The organism is Aquabacterium parvum (assembly GCF_001447195.1).
Taxonomy (GTDB): Bacteria; Pseudomonadota; Gammaproteobacteria; order Burkholderiales; family Burkholderiaceae_C; genus Aquabacterium; species Aquabacterium parvum.
The window spans coordinates 111,370-135,245 of sequence record NZ_LFRI01000538.1 but is presented as its reverse complement, the minus strand read 5'-3'; the positions used below and the strand labels follow the sequence as shown (position 1 = coordinate 135,245).

Sequence of the window (23,876 nt, the reverse complement as noted above, 5' to 3'; positions counted from 1 at the left end):
CGCCTCGAGTCGAGCCGCGCCCGACGACGGCCAACACCACCACCGCAGCTGCCGACCCCCGCACCCCGCCGGCCCCCCGGCCTGCCACCCCGGCTTCAGGCACCGCTGCGGCTTCAGCCAGCGCCACGCCCGCGCCCGTCGCACCGCCCCCCGCCCAGCCATCTGAATCCCGCGAAGGCGAGGAGCCCAACTGGGGCTGGCCTGCGGCAGGTCCTGTCCTGGCCAGCTTTGAAGAAGGCCGCAACAAAGGCCTGACCATCGGTGGCAAGGTTGGTGACCCCGTCGTGGCTGCGGCGGACGGTCGCGTTGTGTACGCTGGCTCCGGCCTGCGCGGCTATGGCAACCTGGTCATCGTCAAACACAGCGCCGACTACCTCACGGCCTACGCTCACAACCAAGCCCTGCTGGTCAAGGAAGACCAGGCCGTCAAGCGGGGGCAGAAAATCGCCGAGATGGGCTCGACGGACGCCGAGCGGGTGCAGTTGCACTTCGAGATCCGCAAGAAGGGCAAGCCGCTGGACCCGGCGCGCCAGTTGCCTGCGCGCTGATCCGGTCTGCAGCGTGCGCTCCCTGCCCCTCAGAAGGCCGGGACACCAATGAGACAATCGGGGGATGACCGCTGCATCCCCCGTTTCGCACCCAGGCGCCGACGCGGCGCCCTCCCAAATCCCTGTTGACGCACCCGTTGACGTGCCACCCCACCTGGAGTGGCTGACCGTCGAATCCCTGGACCTCGAGGCCCAAGGCGTGGCCCACCGCGCCAACGGCAAGGTCGTGTTCATCGAAGACGCGCTGCCTGGTGAAGAGGTGCGTGTCAGCGTCAGCCGCCGCAAGAACAACTGGGAGCAGGCCGCTCCCTCGGAGCGCCGCCGTGAAAGCTCCCAGCGCACCGACCCGCGTTGCGTGCATTTCGGCCTGTGTGGTGGTTGCAAGATGCAGCACTTCCAGCCCGCAGCCCAGGTGGCCGTCAAGCAGCGCGTGCTCGAAGACAACCTCTGGCACCTGGGCAAGGTGCGCGCCGAAACCTTGCTGCGTCCCATCGAGGGCCCGACCTGGGGCTACCGCTACCGGGCGCGTCTGTCGGTGCGCCATGTCGTCAAGAAGGGCACGGTGCTGGTTGGTTTCCACGAGCGCAAGTCTCGTTACGTGGCCGACATGAGCAGCTGCGAGGTGCTGCCGCCGCACGTCAGCCGCCTGCTGGTGCCCTTGAGAGCGCTCATCGGTTCGATGGACCAACGTGACCGCCTGCCTCAGATCGAAGTGGCCGTGGGCACCGAGGTGACGGTGCTCGTGCTGCGCCACCTGGAGGCCTTGAGCGATGCCGACGTGGCCCGCTTGCGCGCCTTCGCAGCCGAACACGGCCCGGTGGGCAGCGGTCAGCAGACCCTGTCCTGGTGGCTGCAGCCCAAGGGGCCTGACACCGTGCACCCGCTGGACGACACCTTGCCCGGGCTCGACTACAACCTGCCAGAGTTCGGCGTCAACATGCCGTTTCGGCCGACCGACTTCACCCAGGTCAACCACGCCATCAACCAGGTGCTGGTGGGGCGCGCTTTGCGCCTGCTGGCCGTTGAGCGCGATGAGCGCGTGATCGACTGGTTCTGCGGCCTGGGCAACTTCACGCTGCCGCTGGCCACCCAGGCCCGCGAGGTGTTGGGCATCGAGGGCAGCGAGGCCCTGGTGGCCCGCTCGCGCGAGAACGCCGTGCACAACGGGGTGGCCGAGCGCACCTCGTTCGTGGCCCGCAACCTGTTCGAGATCACCCCGCAAGAGCTGGCCAGCTACGGTCGGTCAGACAAGTGGCTGGTTGACCCGCCGCGCGAAGGCGCGTTTGCCCTGGCCAAGGCACTGGCCGACCTGCATCAGGATCCCAGCCTGGTGCCAGGCTGGGTGCCGCCGCGTCGCATCGTCTACGTGAGCTGCAACCCCGCCACCCTGGCGCGCGATGCAGGCTTGCTGGTTCACCAGGCTGGGTACCGTTGCGTGTCGGCCGGGGCGGTCAACATGTTCCCGCACACCGCTCACGTCGAGAGCATGGCGGTGTTCGAGTTGGCTGAACAGGTCAGCTGATCCGGCAGCTGGGCGCTCGCTTCAGGCCGCTTTGGTCGCGGCGCCATTGAGTGGCAGCTCGGCGTGCACCACCCTGTTGCGTCCAGCGGCTTTGGCTGCGTACAGCGCCCTGTCGGCGCGGTCGATGGTGCGCGTGAGCGTTTCGTCGCGCAGGTGGTTGCCCACGCCGGCTGAAAAGGTCACGCGCAGCGAAGCGTCGACCTCGGTCACGCAAGTTTGTGCCAGCGAGGCCTGGATGCGCAGCAGCACGCGCTCGGCGGTGTCCTCGTCCGTGTCGGTGAACATGACCAGGAACTCTTCGCCACCCCAGCGGGCGACGATGTCGGTTTCTCGCAGGCCTGCCGCGATGGTGCCTGCCACCCGGGCCAGCACCTCGTCGCCAGCGACGTGCCCCAGGCGGTCGTTGACACGCTTGAAGTGATCGATGTCGATCATCGCCAGGCAAAAGCCGCGACCCGAGCGCACGGTGCGGTGCTTTTCGGTGTGCATCAACTCCTGCATGCGACGCCGGTTGATCAGACCGGTGAGCTCGTCGTGCGTGGCCAGGTCGCGGATGCGATCCAATGCCTCGGCGAGTTCGTGCTGGCGCGCCTGCGCTTGCCTGCGCAGCTGGTGCATCTGGTGGATCAGCAGGCTCACGGTGGACAGCGCCAGCAGCAACACGCAGGCGTAGACGAGCTGCATGGCCGCTGCGTTGAGCTCGGCCCTGGCCTCCCAGGCCACGCAGGCCATGGCCGAGCCGAAAGACAACCCGGCGAGCACGCAGGCGCGAAACAGCTGTCTGGGCGTGTTGGTGAACATGCTGAACAGCAGGATCACCATCAGCAAGAGGAGGGCGAGCGGCCGACCGGGCCCGCCGATCAGGTAACCCCATGCCAGGAAGAGGATGACGGACGTGCCCTGCCACTCCGTCAGGGCCGGGTCGCTGAAACGCTGGTTCAGACCTGAGCGCATCAGCGCATAAAACACGCCCGTGGTGACCAGTGCGGTCAGCGTCAGCCAGCGGCAGGCTTGCGCATCGATCAGGCCCAATGAGGCACCGACGTTCAACGCCAGCACGCCTGCGGCGCAATTGGCCACCCCGACCAGGAAGCGCCGGCCGATGTACTTTTGGTCCACGTTGCTCGACAACACGAGGTCGGACAGCCAGTTCAGGCGCATCCAGCGTGGCAGCCAGCGCAGGCGCAGGTTCAGCAGCCTGGCCGTTGCCACGGCAGAGGCGGCCAAGGCCAGGCCGATCAGCGTCAGCAGCAGGGTGGCTTGCAGGGTGAAAGAAATGTTGCCCGTGGACATGGGCTCGATTGTCCGGTGTGCGCTGCACTTGCACTCGCCCGCCGGTGGACGAAGGGCGCCGTGTGGTGCCAATTCTTCCCTCCGCCCGCCCCCCTTTCTGTGGGGTGGGGCACGTCAAGCAGCCCAAAAAAACAGCCGGGAGGACCCGGCTGTGTGAGGGGAGGGGGCTCAGGCGCCGCTCAGAGCACTTCCGAGGCGAAGTCCGCCAGGCGAGAGCGCTCGCCACGCGCCAGCGTGACGTGCCCGCTGTGCGGCCAGCCCTTGAACTTGTCCACCGCGAAGGTCAGGCCCGACGAGCCTTCCGTGAGGTAGGGCGTGTCGATCTGCGCCAGGTTGCCCAGGCAGATGATCTTGGTGCCCGGGCCCGCGCGGGTGATCAGCGTTTTCATCTGCTTGGGCGTGAGGTTCTGCGCCTCGTCGATGATGAGGAACTTGTTGAGGAAGGTGCGACCGCGCATGAAGTTCATGCTCTTGATCTTGATCTTGCTGCGCACCAGCTCGTTGGTGGCAGCGCGGCCCCACTCGCCGGCCGAGGTGTCGCCACGGGCCAGCACCTCGAGGTTGTCGTCGAGGGCGCCCATCCAGGGCGACATCTTTTCTTCTTCGGTGCCCGGCAGGAAGCCGATGTCCTCACCCACCGGCACGGTCACGCGGGTGACGATGATTTCGGTGTAGCGGCGCTCGTCAAGCACCTGCGAGAGCGCGGCGGCCAGGGTCATCAGCGTCTTGCCGGTGCCGGCAGAGCCGGTCAGCGTCACGAAGTCGCATTCCGGGTCCATCAGCAGGTTCAGGCCGAAGTTCTGCTCGCGGTTGCGCGCGGCCACGCCCCACACGGCGTTCTTCTGGTGGGTGTAGTCCTTGACGGTGCGCAGCACGGCTGTCTTGCCGGTGATCTCGGTGACCTTGCCGTACCAGGGCGCGGCGCCCGGGGTCTCCAGGTAGACGAACTGGTTGACCATCAGCACGGGCACCATCGGGCCGCTGACGCGGTAGCAGGTGGTGCCGCCTTGTTGCCAGCTCTCCATGCCCTTGGCGTGGCGCTCCCAGAAGTCGGTGGGCAGCGCGAGCACGCCCGTGTAGAGCAGGTCGCCGTCTTCGAGCGTTTTGTCGTTGAAGTAGTCCTCGGCGGGCAGGCCCATGGCGCGGGCCTTGATGCGCATGTTGATGTCCTTGGACACCAGCACGACTTCGCGCTCGGGTTGCTCCTTGCGAAGTGCTTGCACCACGCCCAGGATCTGGTTGTCGGCTTTGCCCTGGGGCAGGCCCATGGGCAGCTCGATGGTGATGCCCGTGGTCTGGAAATAGAGCTTGCCGCCAGCGCCGGCGTGGCCGGTCTTGTTCAGTGGGATGCCGGAGGCAGGGTCCATCTGCTGGCGGTTGCTCATGTCGGCGGCCAGCGAGTCGAGGTCGCGGCTGACCTGGCGGGCGTTGCGCGCCACCTCGGTCATGCCCTTCTTGTGGCCGTCGAGCTCCTCGAGCGTGATCATGGGCAGGTAGACGTCGTGCTCGTCGAAGCGAAACAGCGACATCGGGTCATGCAGCAGCACGTTGGTGTCGAGCACGAACAGCTTGGTCGGGCCGTCGCCCACCGGGCGACGCCGGCGAGGGGTGTGGCTGGCGGCGGTGCGGCTGATGGCGGGTGGCGCGGAGCGCTGCGAAGTGGGCGCCTCTGCCGGGCTCTTCTCGGCCACGATGGCGGGGGCCACCAAGACAGGATCGGGAGCGGCGGGGCTGGTTTTCTTTGGGCGCGCCTTGGGTTTGGGCACGGCCTCGAGTTGGGGCTGCACGATGGGCTCCAGCGTGGGCTGGTTGGCTGCATCGGCACGCCCGCTCGCGGTTTTGGCGGCTCGGGCGGTTGGGGTGCGGGAGGCCTTGGGCTGGGCGCTGTAGTCGTCAGCGCTCAGCATGTCGGCGCGTTTGGTCGGCGGCTTGGGCAGTGGCATGGTTCAGGCTGGGGTGACGGAAAACAAAAAGGCCGCACAGGGTGGTGTGCGGCCTTGCGGCGTGTCAGCGGGCGAGGCACCGTGTCGGCACGGGCTCTGGCGCTGTGTCATGTCGGGACTGAAACCAATCAGGCTCGGGGGCATGAACTCATTATGCACACTCCGGCTCGCGCGCAAGCAAGGGATTGGAGGTGTGTGCGCAGCGCCACGCCACGGGGTGAAATGGCGCTGTCGTTCAGGCCTGAGGGGCGATCAGGCGGCTTCCTGCTTGAGGCCTTGCACGGCCTTGAGCACGTCTTCGACGTGGCCTGCGACCTTGATGCCGCGCCATTCTTCGCGCAGCACGCCGTCAGGGCCGATCAGGAAGGTCGAGCGCTCGATGCCTTTGACCTTCTTGCCGTACATGATCTTGTTCTTGACCACACCGAACATGTGGCAGAGCTTTTCTTCGGTGTCGGCGATCAGCTCGAAGGGCAGGTCGAGGTTCTGCTTGAACTTGTCGTGCGAAGCCAGGTTGTCGCGCGAGACACCGAAAACGACGGCGCCAGCTTTCGCGAACTCCTTGTGCAGGTCACGGAACTGCATGGCCTCGGTCGTGCAACCGGGGGTGTGGTCCTTCGGGTAGAAGTACAACACGACGGTCTGACCAACGAAGCCTGGGGGGGTGAACTTCACGCCACCCGTGGCGATCGCTTCAAAGTCCGGCAACGGTTTGTTGAGAGCGGGAGTCATGTGATGAAAATCAGCAGCCTGCGTGAATAACCGTTGATTATAAATGCTTCGCAAAGGCCACCCGATCCGGGGGTGTGAAGCAGTGTGAAGCGCGCGGAATTGGTGCGCGGACGTGGGCGTCAGTCACCGATGAGCAATGCCGCCATCACCTGTCGGCCTTCACCCACCAGGATGTTGTAAGTGCGGCACGCTGCTGCGGTGTCCATGGTCTCGACGCCGATGCGCGCGGCCATGAGGTGGCGCATCAGCGCTGGTTTGACGAAGCGCAGGGTGGGGCCGGTGCCCAGGATCAGGACCTCGGGCCGCGCTTCGAGGATGACTTGGAAATCGGCCTCGCTCAGGGTGTCGAGCGAGTTCACGGGCCAGTCGATCAGCTCTCCGGTGGGGGGCACCAGGATGCTGCGTGTGTGGACCTGCCCGTTCACCGACACGCTGGTGCGGGTGTAGGCGTGGATGACGTTGACGCCTTCGGCGCGGTCGGGCTGGAATTTCATGGGGCGAAGGGGGAGGTCGGGGAGCCTGCACACCTGGAGGGGATCGGCACGCATCTGGGGCGTTTCCCGAGGCGGGTGTGGTTAAATTCTAGCTTTCCCTCGGTTTCCCCCACCTTGCCCGCCCATCGGAGAACGTTTTGAAGCCCATCGTCAAGTCCAGCAAACTCGCCAATGTCTGTTACGACATCCGTGGGCCCGTGCTGGAAAAGGCGCGCCAGATGGAGGAAGACGGGCACAAGATCATCAAGCTCAACATCGGCAACCTGGCCGTGTTCGGGCTGGAGCCGCCCGACGAGATCGTGCAGGACATGATCCGCAACCTCTCGGGCGCTGCGGGCTACACCGACAGCAAGGGCTTGTTTGCGCCGCGTAAATCGGTGGTGCACTACTGCCAGGAAAAGGGCATCAAGGGCGTGACGGTGGACGACGTCTACCTGGGCAACGGCGCCTCGGAGCTCATCGTCATGGCGATCAATGCGTTGTGCAACGAAGACGACGAGGTCCTGCTGCCGGCGCCTGACTACCCGCTCTACACCGCCGCCGTGTCGCTCTCGGGCGGTCGCCCGGTGCACTACATCTGCGACGAGCAGCAGGAGTGGTACCCCGACATTGCCGACATCCGCGCCAAGATCACGCCGCGCACCCGCGCCATCGTGGTCATCAACCCGAACAACCCGACCGGCGCGCTCTACCCCGAGAGCCTGCTCAAGGAGATCATCGAGGTTGCGCGCGAGCACCAGCTCATCATCCTGGCCGACGAGATCTACGACAAGACGCTGTTCGACGGCAATGAGCACACCTCGATCGCTTCACTGGCCGACGACGTGCTCTGCCTGACCTTCAACGGCCTGAGCAAGAACTACCGCTCGTGTGGCTACCGCGCCGGCTGGATGGTGGTGTCGGGCGAGAAGCGCCATGCGCGTGATTACATCGAGGGCCTGAACATGCTGGCCTCGATGCGCCTGTGCGCCAACACGCCGGGCCAGCTGGCCATCCAGACGGCTTTGGGCGGTTACCAAAGCATCAAGGACCTGGTGCAGCCGGGCGGGCGCCTGTGCAAGCAGCGCGACCTGGCCTACGAGCTGCTCAACCAGATCCCCGGCGTGAGCGTGGTCAAGCCCAAGGGGGCGCTGTACATGTTCCCGCGCCTGGACCCCAAGATGTACCCCATCGCCAATGACCAGCAGTTTGCCTACGAACTGCTGGCCGAAGAGAAGGTGCTGATCGTGCAGGGTACCGGCTTCAACTGGCCCCAGCCTGACCACTTCCGCCTGGTCTTCCTGCCCAACAGCGACGACCTGGCCGAAGCCATCGGCCGCATCGCCCGGTTCCTGGACGGCTACCGCAAGCGTCACGCCTGAGCCCCGTCCGCCTGATTTGAAACACGCGGGCCGCCCACGAGGCCGCCCGCAGCGAACCTGAGAAAACACCATGAGCCAAGAACAACTGCGTCCCGTGCGCGTCGGCCTGCTGGGCATCGGCACCGTCGGCGGCGGCACCTTCACCGTCCTGAAACGCAACCAGGAAGAAATCCGTCGCCGTGCCGGTCGCGGCATCGAGGTGGCCATGGTGGCCGACCTGAACACCGAGCTGGCCAAGAAGGTGGTGGGTGACAGCGCCCAGATCGTCGCTGACGCCCGCGCCGTGATCGCCAACCCGGACATCGACGTCGTCGTCGAGCTGATCGGCGGCTACGGCATCGCCAAGGCCCTGGTGCTCGAGGCCATTGCCGCCGGCAAGCACGTCGTCACGGCCAACAAGGCCCTGCTTGCCGTGCATGGCACCGAGATCTTCGCTGCCGCCCGCGAGAAGGGCGTGATCGTGGCGTTTGAAGCCGCCGTGGCCGGTGGCATCCCCATCATCAAGGCGCTGCGCGAAGGCCTGACGGCCAACCAGGTGCAGTGGGTGGCCGGCATCATCAACGGCACCACCAACTTCATCCTCTCCGAGATGCGCGACAAGGGCCTGGACTTCGACGTGGTGCTCAAAGAAGCGCAACGCCTGGGCTATGCCGAAGCCGATCCGACCTTCGACATCGAAGGCGTGGACGCCGCGCACAAGGCCACGCTGCTGAGCGCCATCGCCTTCGGCATCCCGGTGCAGTTCGACAAGGCGCACGTGGAAGGCATCACCAAGCTGTCGGCCACCGACATCAAGTATGCCGAGCAACTGGGCTATCGCATCAAGCTGCTGGGCATCGCGCGTCGCCGCGACAACGGCGTCGAGCTTCGCACCCACCCCACGCTGGTGCCGATGAAGCGCCTGATCGCCAACGTGGAAGGCGCCATGAACGCCGTGCTGGTGCAGGGCGACGCCGTGGGCACGACCATGTACTACGGCAAGGGCGCAGGTTCGGAGCCCACCGCTTCGGCCGTGGTGGCCGATCTGGTGGACATCGCCCGCCTGCTGGACGCAGCCCCGGCGGCCCGCGTGCCTTATCTGGCCTTCCAGCCGGACTCGATGTCGGCGCTGCCCATCCTGCCGCTCGAGCAGATCGTGACCTCGTTCTACCTGCGCCTGCGCGTGGCCGACAAGGCCGGCGTGCTGGCCAAGCTCACTGGCATCCTGGCTGAGAAGGGGATCAGCATCGACGCGGTCATCCAGCGCGAGGCCGATGAGGTCAGCGAAGGCAGCCAGACCGACCTGATCATCCTGACCCACGAGACCAGCGAAGGCGGCATGAACCAGGCCATCGCTGCCATGCAGGCGCTGCCCACGGTGCTGGCCCCGATCGTCAAGCTGCGCAAGGAAGAGCTGGCATGAAGTACATCTCCACCCGCGGCGATCAAACGCAGCGCGGCTTCTCCGAGATCCTGCTCGAAGGCCTGGCGCCGGACGGTGGCCTGTACCTGCCCGTGTCCTACCCGAAGGTGGACGACGCCACGCTCACGAAGTGGCGCGGCCTGTCGTACGCCGAGCTGGCTTTTGAGGTGCTGTCGCTGTACATCGACGACATCCCGAAGGCCGACCTGAAGGCGCTGACCGCCAAGACTTACACGCAAGAGGTCTACGGTTTTCCCGAGATCACGCCGCTCAAGCACCTGGAGCCGGGGCTGTGCCTGGAGGCCCTGTCCAATGGCCCGACGCTGGCCTTCAAGGACATGGCCATGCAGCTGCTGGGCAACCTGTTCGAGTACGAACTGGGCCGCCGCGGCGAGCAGCTCAACATCCTGGGTGCCACCTCGGGTGACACCGGCAGCGCGGCCGAGTACGCCATGCGCGGCAAGAAGGGCGTGCGCGTGTTCATGCTCAGCCCGCACGGCCGCATGAGCCCCTTCCAGCAGGCGCAGATGTTCAGCCTGCAGGACCCCAACATCCACAACATCGCCGTCGAAGGCGTGTTCGACGATTGCCAGGACATCGTCAAGGCCTGCTCGAACGACCTGGACTTCAAGCGCAAGTACAAGATCGGCACCGTGAACTCGATCAACTGGGCGCGCCTGCTGGCCCAGGTGGTGTACTACTTTGCCGGCTACTTCTACGCCACCAAGTCGAACGCCGAGAAGGTGTCCTTCACGGTGCCTTCGGGCAACTTCGGCAACGTCTGCGCCGGCCATGTGGCCCGCATGATGGGCCTGCCCGTCGATCAGCTGGTGGTGGCCACGAACGAGAACAACGTGCTCGACGAGTTCTTCCGCACCGGCACCTACCGCGTGCGAGGCTCGGCCGAAACCTACGAAACCTCGTCGCCCTCGATGGACATCTCCAAGGCTTCGAACTTCGAGCGCTTCGTGTTCGACCTGCTGGGTCGCGATGGCGCTGCCTGCAAGGCCCTGTTCAAGGACGCGGTCGAGAAGCAGGGCGGTTTCACGCTGCCGGCCGACGTGTTCGCCAAGGTCAAGGGCTATGGCTTCGTCTCGGGCACCAGTTCGCACGCCGACCGCCTGGTCACCATCCGCGAAACCTTCGAGAAGGACGGCACGCTGATCGACACCCACACGGCCGATGGCCTGAAGGTGGCCAAGGAGCACATGAAGCCTGGTGTGACGATGATCGTGCTGGAGACGGCGCTGCCGGCCAAATTCGAAGAGACCATCGTCGAGGCCACCGGCCAGCGTCCGGCCCGTCCGTTCTGGATCAAGGGGCTGGAGGGCCTGGAGTCGCTGCCCAAGCGCTTTGTGGTGAGCCCCAACGAGACGCAGTGGGTCAAGGACTACGTCGTCCAGCACTGTCAGGATTGACGGTCTGCACGTGGCGTTGCAGGTGACCGACCGAGGTAGTCCTGCGTGCGGCCTCCGTTTTCTCGCCTGATGGAGTCGCTGCGAGCCTGGTGGCTCGGCTTGTGGCCGTCGGTCTCGACGTCGGTGAATGCCAGGGAACAGTGGCGCGCCTTGCTCGGTGCCGGCGTGGGCATCCTGGTGACCGCGCTGCTGGCCCGCTGGCTGGGCACGGCCATGCCGATGGGCAACGCGGCGTGGATCGCGGCCCCGTTGGGCGCCAGCGCGGTGCTGGTGTTCGCCGTGCCTGCCAGCCCGCTGGCCCAGCCTTGGTCGGTGGTGGGTGGCAATGCCTTGTCGGCCCTGGTGGGCAGCGTGTGCGCCATGTTCATCCCCGATCCGGCCTGGGCCGGGGCGGTGGCGGTGGCCGTGGCGATCGCGGTGATGTTCCGCTGCCGTTGCCTGCACCCGCCCGGTGGCGCATCGGCCCTGCTTGCGGCGCTCACGGGCGCGAAACCCGAGTTCGCGCTGTTCCCCATGCTCACAGATTCGATGCTGCTGGTCATGGCGGGCATGGCTTACAACGAGCTCACCGGGCGCCGGTACCCGCACCGTGGCGCGCCGCAGCCCACCGCCAGGCCGGGCAGCCGCTTCTCGGGGGCCGACCTGGATGCCGCGCTGGCTCACTACAACCAGGTGCTCGATGTGAGCCGTGACGACCTGGAGGGCATCCTCGAGTTCGCCGAGGCGGCTGCCTACGAGCGCAACTTCGGGCACCTGCTGTGTGTGGACATCATGACGAAGGCGCCCGTGACGGCGCGCGTGGGCACCTCGCTGGATGAGGCTTGGCGGCTGATGCGCGAACACCGCATCAAGGCGCTGCCCGTGATCGATCAGTCGCAACGGGTGGTCGGCATCCTGACGGTGGCTGACTTCATGCGCCACGCGGGCCTCGACCAGCATGAGGGCATGGCCAACCGCTTGCTGGCCCTGGTCAAGCGAGACGCGAAGGCAGCATCGGCCATGCCCGACACGGTCGGCCGCATCATGACGCGCGGCGTGCGCGTGATCAGTGGCGACAGGCGCGTGGCCGAGCTGGTGCCGCTGTTCTCCGAAGCTGGGCACCACCACATCCCGGTGATCGACGGGGACAAACAGCTGGTGGGCATCATCACCCAGTCCGACCTCGTGAAGGCACTGTACAAAGCAACGCGGCCTGCCGATTGATCGAATCGAGCAGGCCGCGAGGCGTTTGAGTTGACTTCGGCCGACCCCAGCCGGATGTCAGATGTGGCCGGGGTCGGTGAGGTCAGGGCGGCATGAACATCAGCCGCGAACCAGCCTGGCGTCGGCCGGAGCCTGCCGCGAGGATTGCCCCTTGTTCGCCAGCCCCAGCACCACCTGCAGGGCCAGGGCCACGGCGCCACCGATGAAGACGAGGTCGCCGAAGGTGCGCACCCAGCGCAGCGTCTGCAGCAGTGGCTGCTGCATGAAGGCTTCGCTGCGGGCATACCACAGACCCTCGCTGGCGCTGGCGGCGAACTGGATGATGCCAATGGGCAGCAGGCTGGTGGTGATCATCAGCACCAGGCCACCGTTGAGGCCCCAGAAGGCGATGGTCATCAGCCGGTCGTTGAAGGCGAACTGCGGGCGCACATAGCGCAGCACCAGCAGCGTGAAGCCCAGCGCCAGGAAGCCGTACACCCCGAACAGCGCGGCGTGGGCGTGCACCGGTGTGGTGTTGAGGCCCTGCACGTAGTACAGCGAGATCGGCGGGTTGATCATGAAGCCGAAGACGCCCGCGCCCAGCATGTTCCAGAAGGCCACGGCCACGAAGCACAGCAGAGGCCACCGGAGGCTGTCCATCCACGGTGCACGGTCCTTCAGGCGCCAGTTCTCCCAAGCCTCGTGGCCCAGCACGATCAGCGGCACCACTTCGAGCGCGCTGAAGGCGGCGCCCACGGCCATCACCGGCGTGGTGGTGCCCGCGAAGTACAGGTGGTGGAAGGTGCCGGGGATGCCGCCCAGCATGAACAGCGAGGCCGATGCCAGGCTGGCCGTGGTGGCCATGTTGCGCGAGACCAGGCCCATGCTGCTGAAGACGAAGGCCAGCGCCGTGGTGGCGAAGACCTCGAAGAAGCCCTCGACCCAGAGGTGGACCACCCACCAGCGCCAGTACTCCATCACCGACAGGCTGGTGCGCTCGCCATAGAACAGGCCGGCGCCGTAGAACAGGCCGATGGCGCCGACCGATGCGGTCAGCAGCGCGAGCAGGTTCTTGTCTTCACCCTTGCCATCCGTCGAGCGCTTGAGCAAGGCGGGCAGCACCCCGCGCAGCATCAGCACCAGCCACAGCAGGATGCCGACCCACTTGAGGATCTGCCACAGGCGGCCCAGGTCCACGTACTCGTAGCCCTGGTGGCCCAGCCAGAAGTTCCACTCGGGCGGCAGCTTTTGCGCAATGGCCAGGTAGTTGCCGGCGAAGGAGCCGACGCACACCGCCACCAGCGCCCAGAAAAGCACGTCCACGCCCAGCTTCTGAAACTTCGGATCTTTGCCGCCGTTGATGACGGGGGCGAGGAACAGACCGACGGCCAGGAAGCCCGTGGCGATCCAGAACAGCGCCGACTGGATGTGCCAGGTGCGCGTGAGCGAATACGGGAACCACTGCGACACATCGATGCCGTAGAAATGCTGCCCCTCCACCGTGTAGTGGGCGGTGAAGCCCCCCAGGAACACCTGGAAGACGAACAGGGCCACGACCAGGAACAGGTACTTGCCGAGTGCGCGTTGCGAGGGCGTGAGCGCGAAGCTGGTCAACGGGTCGCGCGCGGGGGCTTGCGGCAAGGGCTCTTCGTGATCGCGCAGGAAGGACCAGCCCCACACCAGGAAGCCGACGCCCGCGAGCAGGATCACGACGCTGGCGATCGACCACACGATGTTCTCGCCACTGGGCTGGTTGCCGATCAGCGGCTCGTGCGGCCAGTTGTTGGTGTAGGTGACGTGCGCGCCGGGGCGCTCCGTCGCGGCGGCCCAGGCGGTCCAGAAGAAGAAATGCGTCATGGCCTGGCGCCGCTCGGCGCTGGGCAGTGTGTTCTCCTTCATGGCGAAGCTCTGGCGGCTCTTGCGCAGCGCGGGCGCGTCGGAGAAGAGCTGATCGTAGTAGGCCGCCGTTTGTGCGATGGCCTGCGCGCGTCGGTCGCTCACTTGCAGCGTGCCGTTCGCATCCGTGCGGTTGCCTCGGTACTCGGCCTTGAGCTCGGCGCGCAGCGCGCCTTGCTCGCCCACGCCGAGTTGATCGAAGGCCTTGCCGTGGCGCTCGTGGGCGGCCAGGTCGAGCCAGGCGCTCAGCTCGCGGTGCAGCCAGTCGGCCGTCCAGTCGGGGGCCTGGTAGGCCCCGTGGCCCCAGATGGAGCCCAGCTGCATGCCGCCGACCGATTGCCAGGCGGTCTGCCCGTCGAGGATGTCGTCCTGCGTGAACAGCTTTTGCCCGCTGGCAGAGCTGACCTGGGTTGGGATCGGCGGTGCCGAGCGGTAGACCTCGGCGCCGAAGTAGCCCAGCAGCGAGAACATCACGATGCACACGCAGATCAGCGCGTACCAGTGCTTCTTGTACGGACCCATGTTGCTTCTTTCAGATGGGTGAAATGGAGGGGCGGCTGCGCTCAGGCGCGCTCGAACAGCACGTTGTTCTCGAGGTGGATGTGCGCCATCAGGTCCTCGCGCAGGGTCTGCAGACCCAGGTAGAGCGCGCGCCAGGTGTTGCAGGCGCCACGGGGCAGGGTGATGCCGTTGGTCAGCGCTTCGAGCTTGGCGAGTTCTTGGCCGTGTTGGTCGTGCTCCATGCGCATCACGTGCACGGGCGGCAGGCTGGGGTTGCCCATGCCGCGCTTGTAGATCGGAAAGAGCACCATCTCTTCCTTCTGCATGTGGCTCTCCAGCTCCTGCTGCATGGTTTCGAGGTGATCGGCCAGGCCCAGCGGGCACTCGGGGCGGTCGCCGTGCACGTGCTCGACGCGGCGGGCCAGGCGGATCAGCTCGGGCAGTTGCTCGCGGTGGCGGGCGTGGTAGCGCGAGAGGATGTGGTCGACCAGGTCGGGCGTGGCGGCTTCCGTCCAGTCCACGACCTCGTCTGCGCCGTCTTGCAAGGCATCGAGCTGAGCGGCGATCTGCGAGGCGTCCAGGCCGGCCTTGTCGGCGGCGGTCTGCAGCGTTTGCTTGCCGCCACAGCAGAAGTCGAGGTGGTGGGCGTGGAAGACGCGGGTGGCACCGGGGATGGTGCGGGCCAGCAGGCCCAGGGATTGTTCGGCGTGGCTCATGGTGGGCTCCTTTTGAAAGTGGGTGACCAGGTTTGACTTGTCTGTGACACCGCAAACCTCAGACCAGCTCATGGGTCCTTTTAAATCAAGCACTTGCAAAATTTATGGGTAGAATAAACCCGGCTTAATTGGGTGTAAATGACCATGCAAAAGGTTGAAACAACCCTGATCGATCACATGGCTTTGGCCGACCTGACGGTGAGCCTGCCGCGCGCGGTGCGGCTGCAAAGGCTGGTCGGGCAGCTCAAGGCGCGCTTTGGTTGCGAGGCCGTGGTGTTGCTGCAGGAGGAGGACGAAGCGCTGCGCCCAGTGGCCGCCGAAGGGCTCAGCCGCGAGGCCCTGGGTCGGGCTTTCGAGGTGGCACAGCACCCGCGCCTGTCGACCATCCTGCTCAGCCGCGAGGTGGTGCACTTCGAGCACGCCAGCACTTTGCCCGACCCCTACGACGGCTTGGTCGAGGGCATGGCCGGCCACCCGCTGCCCGTGCACGACTGCATGGGCGCGAGCGTGCACATCGACGGTCGGCGCTGGGGCGCGCTCACGCTCGATGCCTTGAAGCCAGGCACCTTCGACGATGAGGCCCGCGAGGCCTTGCTGGCCTGCCTGCCCTGGGTGGGCGCGGCCGTTCGGGTCAGCCTGCTGGAGCAGGAGGTGCAGGTGCTGCGGCAGGCGAGGGTGACGGCATCAGGCGCTTCTGACTCGCCCATGCCCGGTGTGCGCACCGGCATCATCGGCCACAGCTCGGCCCTGCAGCGGGTGCTGCACGAGGTCGATGTGGTGGCGCAGTCCGACCTGCCGGTGCTGCTGATGGGCGAGACGGGCACGGGCAAGGAGCTGTTCGCGCAGCGGGTGCACGAGCGCTCCGCACGGGCCAAGGGGCCGATGGTGCACGTCAATTGCGCGGCGCTCCCCGAATCACTTGCCGAGAGCGAGCTCTTTGGCCACGTGCGGGGTGCGTTTTCGGGCGCGACCACCGACCGTGCGGGGCGCTTCGAGGCGGCGCGCGGCGGCACCATCTTCCTGGACGAGGTGGGCGAGCTGCCGCTGAGCATACAGGCCAAGCTGCTGCGCACCTTGCAGAACGGCGAGGTGCAGCGCCTGGGCGCCGACAAGCCCGTGAAGGTGGACGTGCGCGTGGTGGCTGCCACCAACCGGGCTTTGAAGGACGCGGTGAGCCAGGGGGGCTTTCGCGCCGACCTGTACCACCGGCTGTCGGTCTACCCCGTGCACGTGCCGCCCCTGCGAGAGCGTGGCGACGACGTGCTGCTGCTGGCCGGGCACTTCCTGGAGGTCAACCGGGCGCGGCTGGGCTTGCGCAGCCTGCGGCTGGACGCGGCGGCGGAAGTGGCTTTGCTGCGTTATGGCTGGCCCGGCAACGTGCGCGAGCTGGAGCACGTGATGGGCCGCGCCGCGCTCAAGCTGCTGAGCCGGGGCGTGAACCGGCGCGACATCGTGACCTTGACCGAAGACCTGCTGGACCTGGTGGAGACGCCGGGTGTGAACCTGGGGCTGGCTGGCTTGGGGCTCGCTGATGAGGCGGGTACGCCAGTCGGTGCATCAACGGGGCAAGCCATGGGTGAGGGCGCTGCCGGACCAGGCATGGCGGGCTTGCGCGCGCAGGTGGAGCAGTTCGAGCGCGGGCTGGTGCGCCAGACCCTGCAGGCTGCTGGTGGCAACTGGGCCGAAGCTGCCCGCTGGCTGGGCATCGACGCAAGCAACCTGCACAAGCTGGCCAAGCGGCTGGGGGTGAAGTGATGGCGGACTCGCTTTCACTTTCAGGTTGACGACCATCAAAACCCTCCCAGCAGCATGTCGAAACACTAGCTCTGGTGTCTGGTGCTCATGCCAGGCACTAAATGTGTGGAGACCGCATGCCGACCAGCACCAGCCAGCCCGCCGCCAACAACCCCCGTACCACCCCAGTGGCCGTCTTCAAACGCAACGGCGGCACGGCCGGCTTCCAGCCTGAGCGCATCGCTCGGGCCATGGCCGCAGCGGGCGATGCCAGCAATGCTTTTGATGTCGATGAAGCCTGGCGCCTGACCGACGCCGTCATCCAGCGCCTGTGCGCGCGCGTGCCCACGGTCGAGCAGATCCAGGACGTGGTCGAGCAGGTGCTGCTCGATGCGGGTCACACCCAGGCCGCGCGCGCCTACATCGTCTACCGCGAGCAGCACCGCGCACTGCGCGAAGACCGCCGCACCGCCGTCGATGTCGAGCGCTCGGTCAACGAGTACCTGCACCGGCAGGACTGGCGCATCCACGCCAACGCCAACCAGGGCTATTCGCTGGGCGGGCTCATCCTCAACGTGTCGGGCAAGGTGATCGCCAACTACTGGCTCAGCCACGTCTACCCGCCACAGGTCGGTCAGGCGCACCGCGACGCCGACTTCCACATCCATGACCTCGACATGCTCTCGGGCTACTGCGCGGGCTGGTCGCTGCGCACGCTGCTGCACGAGGGCCTCAACGGCGTGCCGGGCAAGGTGGAGGCGGGGCCGCCCAAGCACCTGTCCTCGGCCGTGGGACAGATCGTCAACTTCCTGGGCACGCTGCAGAACGAGTGGGCGGGGGCGCAGGCCTTCAGCTCCTTCGACACCTACCTGGCGCCCTACATCCGCAAGGATGGCCTGGCCTACGAGCAGGTGCGCCAGTGCCTGCAAGAGCTGATCTACAACCTCAACGTGCCTTCGCGCTGGGGCACGCAGACGCCGTTCACCAACCTGACCTTCGACTGGGTCTGCCCCGAAGACCTGCGCGAGCAGGTGCCCGTCATCGGCGGCGCGGAGATGCCGTTTGCCTATGGCGATCTGCAGGCCGAGATGGACATGATCAACCGCGCCTACATCGACGTGATGATGGCGGGCGATGCGCGCGGCAGGGCTTTCACCTTCCCCATCCCCACCTACAACATCACCAAGGACTTCGACTGGGAGCACCCCAACACCGAGGCACTGTTCGAGATGACGGCCAAGTACGGCTTGCCCTACTTCCAGAACTTCGTGAACTCGGAGCTGCAGCCGCACATGATCCGCTCGATGTGCTGCCGCTTGCAGCTCGATTTGCGCGAGCTGCTCAAGCGCGGCAACGGCTTGTTCGGATCGGCTGAGCAGACCGGCTCGCTGGGCGTGGTGACGCTGAACTGCGCGCGGCTGGGCTTCCTGCACGCGGGTGACGAGCCAGGCCTGTTGGCGCGCACCGACCACCTGTTGCAACTGGCCAGCCAGAGCCTGGAGATCAAGCGCAAGGTGATCCAGGGGCACATGGACGCGGGCCTGTTTCCCTACACCAAGCGCTACCTGGGCACGCTGCGCAACCACTTCTCGACCGTGGGCGTCAACGGCATCAACGAGATGATCCGCAACTTCACGCAGGACCTGGAAGACATCACCACGCCTTGGGGCGAGGCCTTTGCGCTGCGCTACCTCGACCACATCCGCGAGCGCATCACGGGCATGCAGGAGGCCACCGGCCACCTCTACAACCTGGAGGCCACACCGGCCGAGGGCACGACCTACCGTTTTGCGAAGGAAGACCGTTTGCGCTTCCCCGGCATCCTGCAGGCGGGCACGGTGGAGGAGCCTTACTACACGAACTCGTCGCAACTGCCGGTGGGTTTTTGCGACGACCCCTTCGAGGCCCTGGCTCGGCAAGAGGCCTTGCAGCGCAAGTACACCGGCGGCACGGTGCTGCACCTGTACCTGGGCGAGCGGGTGTCGTCGGCGCAGGCTTGCAAGAACCTGGTGCGGCGCGCGCTGGGGCGCTTTCGGCTGCCCTACATCACCATCACGCCGACGTTCTCGATCTGCCCCACGCACGGCTACCTGGCTGGCGAACACGCCTTTTGCCCGCGTTGCGATGAAGAAGCCTTGGCGCGTCGCCAGGCTTCGGGCAACGAGGCCTTGCCCAACCCCGTTTGATCAACCCGACTGAAGGAGCCTCCATGACCTGCACCGCACGCACCCCCGACGCACCTCATCCGCTGCTGGCCGAACACGAGCGCCAGCGCTGCGAGGTCTGGACCCGGGTGATGGGCTATCACCGACCCATGGCCTCGTTCAACGTGGGCAAGAAGGGGGAGTTCCATGAACGAAAGTACTTCGTCGAGCCCGATCGAGTTCAGGCCTGCGCAAGCTGAGCACCGCTTGATCCCGCCCCTGGACGTCGGGGGCTTCACGCCACTGAGCACCACCGACTGGCCAGGCCAACTGGCCGCGGTGGTTTTCGTGCAGGGCTGCCCCTGGCGTTGCCACTACTGCCACAACCCATCGCTGCAACCGCGCGAGTCGGGCTGTGGCCGAGACACCCAGACCTGGGACAGGTTGCTGGGCACCTTGCAGCAACGCCAGGGTCTGCTTGACGGCGTGGTGTTCAGCGGTGGCGAGCCCACGCTGGACGCTGCGCTGGAGCGCTCCATGCACGAGGTGCGTGCGCTGGGTTTCCAGGTGGGGCTGCACACAGCCGGGCTGTACCCGCAGCGCCTGGCCAAGGTCCTGCCCCTGGTCGACTGGGTGGCGCTGGACATCAAGACCGAGTTCGAGGACTACAAGGCCATCACCTCGGTGCCGCGCAGCGGCGAGCCGGTGCGCGAGAGCCTGGCCCTGGTGCTGGCCAGCGGCAAGGCCCACGAGCTGCGCACCACCTGGCACCCCGACCTCATCCCCGAGGCCGCGCTGATGCGCATGGCGCGCATGCTCAAGTCGATGGGCGCGAGGCATTGGGTGCTGCAGGGCTACCGGGCCACGCCGGTGACCGAGGCAACGCTGGGGCCGGGCGAGCGCACGCCGCCCGATGAACTGGTGGCGCGGCTCAGTCGCATCGGCCCTGCGCTCAGCGTGCGTTGAAGGCAGGGCACACGTGGGCACCTTGATCCGCATCCATTCCTGCCGCCCGATTTGATCTGCATTGCCCGCTGATTCGAGGGGTGGACGCCTGGTTCATCGGACGGTTTGATCACGCGCAATGTCAGATTTTTGGCGCCATCCCAACAATGGCTTCACCGGTTTGAAAGGCGACGCCGTTCGTGTCGCGCGCCGGTTGCCGAAAGGGGACAAGCGATGAAGCAAGCCATCCACATGTTGACGCGCTACCGTGGGTTCATCTTCGGGGTGGGCGCATCGGCCCTGGCCATGTCGGCGGCGTGGGCCACCTGGTCGGTGCTGGGGCCTGACACGCCCGTGCAGCAGGTCTTCAAGGGCAACGGTCGGCTGGAGATCCAGCGCGTTGAGGTGGCCACCAAGTTCGCCGGCAAGGTGCTGAGCGTGGAGGTGCGCGAAGGCCAGTCGGTCAAGGCCGGCGACGTCATCGCCCGCATGGACACGGCCGACTTGGTGGCGCAACTGGCCGGCGTGCAGGCCATGCGGCAGCGCGCCATGCAGGCCATGGGCCGCGCGCAGGGCGAGGTGCAGGTGCAGTCGATCAAGGCGCGCGTGGCGCAGCTGGAGTTCGACAACGCGGCCGACCTGCGCAAACAAGACCTGGTGTCCGACTCGGAGCTGCAGCGCCGCCAGGCCCAACGCGATGGCGAGCGCGCGGGCATCTCGATCGCCACGTCGGCGATGGGCGAGGCCAAGGCCGCCAAGGAAGAAGCCGAAGCTGGCATGCTGCGCCTCAAGCAAGCCATCGACGACCACACGCTGCGTGCGCCGGTGGATGGCCGCATCGAGCACCGCGTGGTCGAGCCGGGGGCGGTGATTCCGGCGGGTGGGCGCGTGGCCACGGTGCTGGACACGACGCTGGTGCACATGACGGTGTTCGTGTCGTCGGCCGTGGCCGGGCAGGTGAAGCTGGGGGATGAGGCGCGCATCGTGCTCGACGCCGCGCCCGACCTGCCGCTGCCGGCGCGCGTGTCCTTCGTGTCTTCGGAGGCGCAGTTCACGCCCAAGCACGTGGAGACGCGCAACGAGCGCGACAAGCTGACCTACCGCGTCAAGCTCACGGTGCCAGCAGATGTGGCCGCTCGCCACATCAGCCTGCTCAAGGGCGGCTTGACGGGCATGGGCCATGTGCGCGTGGCCCCAAGGATGGTGGAGCCCGAATGGCCTGAGCCGGCGACGGAAGAAAGCCGCCGTGTGAGCGCGTGGCGCTGAGGTGTCCCATGCACCCCGCTGTTTCCTTGCAGGACGTGTCTCATCGCTATGGCGACACCCAGGCCCTGCACAACGTGACTTTGAGCCTGCCCACCGGCTGCACCGTGGGACTGGTGGGGCCCGATGGCGTGGGCAAGTCCACGTTGCTGTCGATCGTTGCGGGTGTCAAGCGCATCCAGGATGGCATGGTCGAGGTGATGGGCACCGACCTGGCCGACACCGCTGCGCGACAACGCCTGTTGCCACGCATCGCCTACATGCCGCAGGGGCTGGGGCGGGCGCTGTACCGCTCGCTTTCGGTCTACGACAACGTGGACTTCGCTGCGCGCCTGTTCGGCGTACCCGAGGCCGAGCGCAATGGGCGCATCAGGCGCTTGCTGGCGGCCACGGGCATGGCGCCGTTTGCGGATCGGCCCGCTGGCAAGTTGTCGGGTGGCATGAAGCAGAAGGTGGCCTTGTGCAGCGCCCTGGTGCACGACCCCGACCTGCTCATCCTCGATGAGCCGACCACGGGCGTGGACCCGCTCTCGCGCCGCCAGTTCTGGGCCCTGGTCGAAGGCCTGCGCCGCCAGCGACCTCACATGACGGTGCTGGTGGCCACCGCCTACATGGAAGAGGCCGAGCGTTTCGAGCACCTGGTGGCCATGGCCGATGGCCGCGTGCTGGTGAACGCGCCCACCACCGAGGTGCTGGCCAGCACGCAGTCGGCGCACCTGGAAGAGGCTTACATCAAGCTGTCGCAGGGTGGGGCGGCCGAGCCCCTGGTCATCCCGCCCTTGCCGGATTTCGGCGGCGAGCCGGCCATGGAGGCCCAAGGCCTGACACGCCGCTTCGGTGACTTCACCGCGGTCAGCGACGTCAACTTCCGCATCGAGCGGGGCGAGATCTTCGGCTTCCTGGGCTCGAACGGTTGCGGCAAGACAACGACGATGAAGATGCTCACGGGACTGCTCGACATCACCGAAGGCCAAGCCCGCCTGCTGGGCAAGCCGGTGGACGCGGGCGACCTGAGCACGCGGCTGCACATCGGCTACATGTCGCAGTTGTTCTCGCTGTACGAAGAGCTGTCGGTGCGGCAGAACCTGTGGCTGCATGCGCGGCTCTACCGCATGGAACTGGCCACGGTGCCCGAGGCGATCGAGTCGTCGCTGGCGAAGTTCGACCTGCTGGCCCACGCCGAGGTGCCGCCGGCGCGGCTGTCGCTGGGCATCCGCCAGCGGCTGCAACTGGCGGCGGCCTGCCTGCACAAGCCCGAGGTGCTGATCCTCGACGAGCCGACCTCGGGGGTGGACCCGGCCGCGCGCGACCTGTTCTGGCGCCACCTGATCCGCCTCTCGCGCGAAGAGGGCGTCACGCTGTTCGTGTCCACGCACTTCATGAACGAGGCGCAGCGCTGCGACCGCATCTCGCTGATGCACCACGGGCGCGTGCTGGCGGTGGGGGCACCGCAGGCCTTGTGCGAAGAGCAGGGCTGCGAGACGCTGGAGCAGGCCTTCATCGACCACCTGGAAGCGGATGCGAAAGCCGGCCAGGCCGACCCAGGAGAGTGCCTGCATGCGCCGCCAGATGAGGTGCTCGATGACGAACCCGCGTCGAGCAGCGCTGGCGCCGAGTTGGCGGCCTGGCGGGCCTGGTGGCGCCGCATGTGGGCTTTTGCCCGCCGCGAGGCGATGGAGCTGCGCCACGACGCCATCCGCCTGACCTTTGCCGTGCTGGGCCCGCTGATCATGCTGTGCGCCGGCACCTGGGGCCTGAGCTTCGACGTGGACCGCATCGCCTACGTGGTGGTGGACCGCGACCAGAGCAGCGAAAGCCGCGAGCTGGTGGCGCAGTTCGAAGGCTCGCCATACTTCACCGCCGTGTCGGTGAACGATCGTCAGCAGCTTGAAGGACCCGGCGGCATCGATCAGGCGCTGCGTTCGTCCGATGCCTGGATGGTGATCGACATCCCGCCAGGTTTTGGCCGCGACCTGGTTGGCATGCGCCACCCCGAGGTGGCGTTCCATGTGGACGGCGCCAACCTGACGCGCGCCACCCACGTGGCCAACAACGCCCGGGCCATCGCGCTGGCACATTCGCTGGCTTATGCGCGCGGCATACCGGGGGCGGACGTGCCGCAGTTGCCGGTGCGGGTCGAGCCCCGGCTGTCGTTCAACCAGGACTACCGCTCCATCCACACCTTCGCGCCGGGCGTGCTGATGCTGTCGCTCACGCTGGTGCCGGCCATGCTGACGGCGCTGGGCGTGGTGCGCGAGCGCGAGATGGGCACCATCCTCAACCTCTTTGCCGCGCCGGGGTCGGTCAGCGAGTTCCTGATCGGCAAGCAATTGCCCTACATCGCCTTGACCACGTTGGCTTTTGGCTTGCTGGTGGCGGTGCTGCAGCTGGTCTTCGGCGTGAGCGTGCAGGGCAGCTTCGTCGGGCTGGCGGTGGGGGCCGTGGCCTACGCGGTGGCCGTCACGGGCCTGGGCATGCTGGTGTCGGCCTTCGTGCAGACGCAGGTGGCCGCGCAGTTTCTCACGGCCATCGTGTGCGTGATCTTCACCACCAGCTTTGCCGGGTTGCTCAGCCCGGTGTCCACGCTGCAGGGCCCCAGCCGCGCGCTGGCGGCGGCCTTCCCCGCGGCCTGGTTCCAGGAGATCAGCCTGGGCACCATCACCAAGGGCTGGCCGCTTGCTTGGGCACCGCTGTGGCAGGCCAGCGCGGTGCTGCTGGGCTTTGGCGTGCTGTACGTGGGTCTGGCGCGCCTGTTGGTGCCCAAGCAAGAGCGCTGAAAGGG

Annotated in this window: 18 protein-coding genes; 12 read left to right on the top strand and 6 right to left on the bottom strand. The window is 66.8% G+C overall.

Features of this window, described 5'->3' with window-relative positions; all coding sequences use genetic code 11:
- Together ABG80_RS20040 and rlmD are read left to right on the top strand one after the other, a co-directional pair.
- Positions 1-548 (top strand): peptidoglycan DD-metalloendopeptidase family protein (locus ABG80_RS20040; RefSeq protein ID WP_152987765.1); only part of this gene is annotated, 548 nt, incomplete at its 5' end.
- Between the two features lie 64 nt (positions 549-612).
- On the top strand, positions 613-2,070 hold the full coding sequence (rlmD, locus tag ABG80_RS20035; protein ID WP_083506318.1) for a 23S rRNA (uracil(1939)-C(5))-methyltransferase RlmD: 1,458 nt from the start codon (positions 613-615) through the stop codon (positions 2,068-2,070).
- A gap of 21 nt (positions 2,071-2,091) precedes the next feature.
- On the opposite strand, the gene ABG80_RS20030 is transcribed toward rlmD, so the two are convergent.
- The 4 genes from ABG80_RS20030 to ABG80_RS20015 form a co-directional block, all read right to left on the bottom strand.
- Complete coding sequence (locus tag ABG80_RS20030) at positions 2,092-3,363, bottom strand: diguanylate cyclase (RefSeq protein WP_058089319.1); 1,272 nt, start codon at positions 3,361-3,363, stop codon at positions 2,092-2,094.
- Between the two features lie 179 nt (positions 3,364-3,542).
- On the bottom strand, positions 3,543-5,306 hold the full coding sequence (locus ABG80_RS20025; protein WP_058089318.1) for a PhoH family protein: 1,764 nt from the start codon (positions 5,304-5,306) through the stop codon (positions 3,543-3,545).
- 252 nt (positions 5,307-5,558) lie between these two features.
- On the bottom strand, positions 5,559-6,038 hold the full coding sequence (locus ABG80_RS20020) for a peroxiredoxin (protein ID WP_058089317.1): 480 nt from the start codon (positions 6,036-6,038) through the stop codon (positions 5,559-5,561).
- A 119-nt stretch (positions 6,039-6,157) separates the two neighbouring features.
- Entirely contained in the window at positions 6,158-6,532 is a 375-nt protein-coding gene (locus ABG80_RS20015; protein WP_058089316.1) for an Mth938-like domain-containing protein, read from the bottom strand.
- Between the two features lie 137 nt (positions 6,533-6,669).
- On the opposite strand from ABG80_RS20015, the gene ABG80_RS20010 reads away from it, so the two are divergent.
- From ABG80_RS20010 to ABG80_RS19995, 4 genes are all read left to right on the top strand, one after another.
- Positions 6,670-7,893: a pyridoxal phosphate-dependent aminotransferase gene (locus ABG80_RS20010; protein ID WP_058089315.1), complete on the top strand. Its 1,224-nt coding sequence runs from the start codon at positions 6,670-6,672 to the stop codon at positions 7,891-7,893.
- An 85-nt stretch (positions 7,894-7,978) separates the two neighbouring features.
- On the top strand, positions 7,979-9,295 hold the full coding sequence (locus tag ABG80_RS20005) for a homoserine dehydrogenase (protein ID WP_058089333.1): 1,317 nt from the start codon (positions 7,979-7,981) through the stop codon (positions 9,293-9,295).
- Positions 9,292-10,713 (top strand): threonine synthase, encoded by a 1,422-nt coding sequence (gene thrC / locus ABG80_RS20000; protein ID WP_058089314.1) that lies wholly within the window; start codon positions 9,292-9,294, stop codon positions 10,711-10,713. Before ABG80_RS20005 ends, thrC begins: the two co-directional genes overlap by 4 nt.
- Before the next feature lie 69 nt (positions 10,714-10,782).
- Entirely contained in the window at positions 10,783-11,916 is a 1,134-nt protein-coding gene (locus ABG80_RS19995; protein ID WP_058089313.1) for an HPP family protein, read from the top strand.
- Between the two features lie 99 nt (positions 11,917-12,015).
- On the opposite strand, the gene ABG80_RS19990 is transcribed toward ABG80_RS19995, so the two are convergent.
- Entirely contained in the window at positions 12,016-14,313 is a 2,298-nt protein-coding gene (locus tag ABG80_RS19990; protein WP_058089312.1) for a nitric-oxide reductase large subunit, read from the bottom strand.
- Positions 14,314-14,354: 41 nt separating this feature from the next.
- On the bottom strand, positions 14,355-15,008 hold the full coding sequence (gene ytfE, locus ABG80_RS19985) for an iron-sulfur cluster repair protein YtfE (protein WP_058089332.1): 654 nt from the start codon (positions 15,006-15,008) through the stop codon (positions 14,355-14,357).
- A gap of 177 nt (positions 15,009-15,185) precedes the next feature.
- Between ytfE and norR the strand changes: the two genes are divergently transcribed.
- From norR to rbbA, 6 genes are all read left to right on the top strand, one after another.
- On the top strand, positions 15,186-16,763 hold the full coding sequence (gene norR, locus ABG80_RS19980; protein ID WP_235513971.1) for a nitric oxide reductase transcriptional regulator NorR: 1,578 nt from the start codon (positions 15,186-15,188) through the stop codon (positions 16,761-16,763).
- Between the two features lie 116 nt (positions 16,764-16,879).
- Positions 16,880-18,928 (top strand): ribonucleoside triphosphate reductase, encoded by a 2,049-nt coding sequence (locus ABG80_RS19975; RefSeq protein ID WP_058089310.1) that lies wholly within the window; start codon positions 16,880-16,882, stop codon positions 18,926-18,928.
- Positions 18,929-18,951: 23 nt separating this feature from the next.
- Positions 18,952-19,146 (top strand): anaerobic ribonucleoside-triphosphate reductase, encoded by a 195-nt coding sequence (gene nrdD, locus ABG80_RS19970; protein WP_058089309.1) that lies wholly within the window; start codon positions 18,952-18,954, stop codon positions 19,144-19,146.
- A complete protein-coding gene (locus ABG80_RS19965; RefSeq protein ID WP_083506316.1) occupies positions 19,094-19,852 on the top strand; it encodes an anaerobic ribonucleoside-triphosphate reductase activating protein in 759 nt (252 codons plus the stop codon). The genes nrdD and ABG80_RS19965 overlap by 53 nt, the downstream gene beginning before the upstream one ends.
- 213 nt (positions 19,853-20,065) lie before the next feature.
- Positions 20,066-21,097, top strand: coding sequence for an HlyD family secretion protein (locus ABG80_RS19960; RefSeq protein WP_058089307.1), 1,032 nt, complete (start codon positions 20,066-20,068; stop codon positions 21,095-21,097).
- A gap of 8 nt (positions 21,098-21,105) precedes the next feature.
- The gene (rbbA, locus tag ABG80_RS19955) at positions 21,106-23,871 is read left to right on the top strand and encodes a ribosome-associated ATPase/putative transporter RbbA (protein WP_058089306.1); all 2,766 of its coding nucleotides are present in this window, start codon (positions 21,106-21,108) and stop codon (positions 23,869-23,871) included.
- Positions 23,872-23,876 lie beyond the last annotated feature (5 nt).

Coding starts and splice junctions, on each gene's coding strand:
- ABG80_RS19965 (WP_083506316.1), top strand. CDS start 19,094: ATGAACGAAAGTACTTCGTCGAGCCCGATCGAGTTCAGGCCTGCGCAA.
- ytfE (WP_058089332.1), bottom strand. CDS start 15,008: ATGAGCCACGCCGAACAATCCCTGGGCCTGCTGGCCCGCACCATCCCC.
- ABG80_RS19975 (WP_058089310.1), top strand. CDS start 16,880: ATGCCGACCAGCACCAGCCAGCCCGCCGCCAACAACCCCCGTACCACC.
- ABG80_RS20025 (WP_058089318.1), bottom strand. CDS start 5,306: ATGCCACTGCCCAAGCCGCCGACCAAACGCGCCGACATGCTGAGCGCT.
- norR (WP_235513971.1), top strand. CDS start 15,186: ATGGCTTTGGCCGACCTGACGGTGAGCCTGCCGCGCGCGGTGCGGCTG.
- thrC (WP_058089314.1), top strand. CDS start 9,292: ATGAAGTACATCTCCACCCGCGGCGATCAAACGCAGCGCGGCTTCTCC.
- ABG80_RS19990 (WP_058089312.1), bottom strand. CDS start 14,313: ATGGGTCCGTACAAGAAGCACTGGTACGCGCTGATCTGCGTGTGCATC.
- ABG80_RS19960 (WP_058089307.1), top strand. CDS start 20,066: ATGAAGCAAGCCATCCACATGTTGACGCGCTACCGTGGGTTCATCTTC.
- rbbA (WP_058089306.1), top strand. CDS start 21,106: ATGCACCCCGCTGTTTCCTTGCAGGACGTGTCTCATCGCTATGGCGAC.
- ABG80_RS20030 (WP_058089319.1), bottom strand. CDS start 3,363: ATGTCCACGGGCAACATTTCTTTCACCCTGCAAGCCACCCTGCTGCTG.
- nrdD (WP_058089309.1), top strand. CDS start 18,952: ATGACCTGCACCGCACGCACCCCCGACGCACCTCATCCGCTGCTGGCC.
- ABG80_RS20015 (WP_058089316.1), bottom strand. CDS start 6,532: ATGAAATTCCAGCCCGACCGCGCCGAAGGCGTCAACGTCATCCACGCC.
- ABG80_RS19995 (WP_058089313.1), top strand. CDS start 10,783: ATGGAGTCGCTGCGAGCCTGGTGGCTCGGCTTGTGGCCGTCGGTCTCG.
- ABG80_RS20020 (WP_058089317.1), bottom strand. CDS start 6,038: ATGACTCCCGCTCTCAACAAACCGTTGCCGGACTTTGAAGCGATCGCC.
- rlmD (WP_083506318.1), top strand. CDS start 613: ATGACCGCTGCATCCCCCGTTTCGCACCCAGGCGCCGACGCGGCGCCC.